The following is a 1,107-nucleotide window of genomic DNA, read 5'->3' on the forward strand; positions in this document are numbered from 1 at the left end:
GATGCTGGTTACACCGCCTCCCTGCTGCAGGAACGTGGTTTACGGGCTCGAGCGGCGAGCCCCGAGGACTTAGAGGGATTGCTTGCACTGTCCCCTGGAGTGCTGGTTGTTACCCATGAAGCCTTAAATCCTCAGGCTATCGCAACAGTTGAAAGTTTCCTTCAGGCGCAGCCGAATTGGTCGGAAATTCCAATCGTTGTTTTGTTGGACCGTGGGGCACAGCAGTCACGCATCCAAGCGGCGCTGAGCGCTGCCTGGCCACGTTCACGTCAGATATACTATCAGCGTCCAGTGGCTGCGCTCGAACTAATAAGCGGAATCCAGTCGGCACTCCTCACCAGAATTCGCCAGCGCGACGTGCGTGACTATCTTGAGCGGGAGACGGAACTCCGCCTTGAACTAAATCATCGAGTGAAAAACATCCTGGCGACCGTCATATCCATCTTCGATATGACCAGGCGCGGTGCGATCTCGGCAGAAGGGCTTGCAGAAGACTTCAAAGGGCGATTGAGGGCCTTGTCGGATGTTCATTCTGCAGTTTTTGCTGCCGGTGGCGAGACCGTGGCCTTAACGGATGTCGCAAAATCGGTCCTCGCGCCATACCTTTCCAAGCAACAAACTGCCATCACGATCGACGGACCCGAGGTGCTGCTTTCGCGCGATGCCGGTACAACTCTCGCCCTCTCGCTTCATGAACTAGCAACAAACGCCATTAAATATGGCGGCTTGTCCCGCCCCGAAGGCAGGATACGAATGGAATGGAATATAACGGCGAGTTCGGAACCAGTGCTGACGCTGAGATGGATCGAATCAGGAGGACCGTCGGTAGTTCAACCCTCGCGAGTAGGATATGGAACACGCTATATGCGCGCCGCATTGACCAGCCTATTTGGAGAGGCTCCAGATCTTGTTTTCGCGTCGGATGGCCTGCGTTTCTCTATTCGCGGCCTACTGTCCCGCCTTGCACCCGATGAACGGCTAGGCTGATCGCGGCAGCGCCTACAATTTGGGCAGCGGAAATTCTAAGGTCGGTTGAGACCGGTGACCACTCCCTTGGCATTCAACGACCGCGCAATCTGAAGCTCGGTCCGACCAGCCTTCACGTAT

At 55.9% G+C, this 1,107-nt stretch carries 1 protein-coding gene; it reads left to right on the forward strand.

Annotated features, from left to right (window positions below; genetic code table 11):
* On the forward strand, positions 1-987 hold a 987-nt coding region (locus tag EOA22_RS34700; RefSeq protein ID WP_164756224.1), incomplete at its 5' end, for a sensor histidine kinase.
* Positions 988-1,107 lie beyond the last annotated feature (120 nt).

This window comes from Mesorhizobium sp. M7A.F.Ca.US.014.04.1.1, from assembly GCF_003998745.1.
In the GTDB taxonomy this organism is placed as follows: Bacteria; Pseudomonadota; Alphaproteobacteria; order Rhizobiales; family Rhizobiaceae; genus Mesorhizobium; species Mesorhizobium ciceri.